Origin of the sequence: Mesorhizobium sp. M2E.F.Ca.ET.209.01.1.1, assembly GCF_004010375.2 — a bacterium.
Classification (GTDB): domain Bacteria; phylum Pseudomonadota; class Alphaproteobacteria; order Rhizobiales; family Rhizobiaceae; genus Mesorhizobium.
Genome location: NZ_SADP02000897.1, coordinates 1 through 311 on the forward strand (window position 1 = coordinate 1; position 311 = coordinate 311).

The 311-nt window shown below is 60.1% G+C and carries 1 protein-coding gene; it reads right to left on the reverse strand.

The features are described from left to right. Positions 1-91: 91 nt before the first annotated feature. Positions 92-283: a hypothetical protein gene (locus EN852_RS41980; protein WP_135879873.1), complete on the reverse strand. Its 192-nt coding sequence runs from the start codon at positions 281-283 to the stop codon at positions 92-94. Between the last annotated feature and the right edge of the window lie 28 nt (positions 284-311).

A 311-nucleotide genomic window follows, 5' to 3' on the forward strand; every position in this document is an offset into this window, starting at 1 on the left:
AGGGACAGCGATTTTCCGAAAAGGTCCTTCCGGTGTCTTCAATCCGGTCGAGAAGGTCGCCTAAGAAATCTTCCATTGCCGCCGATCGTCCTTATGGAGTTGCCATCGCCTTTATCGCGGCCGCGGCCGTGGCTGGGTCGCCGTTGACGTACGACATCGGGCCGCATTCCTGGCGAGGGTCGGCAGCGTAGGACGTCAGATCTGCGGGTCGCTTGCAGGGGGCCGTTTTCTCTTTGACCGTGCCGCAGCCGGCAACGCCGATCGCGATCACGACGAGGAACAATGCTCTGCCTAAGTGTGCGAGCTTAGTT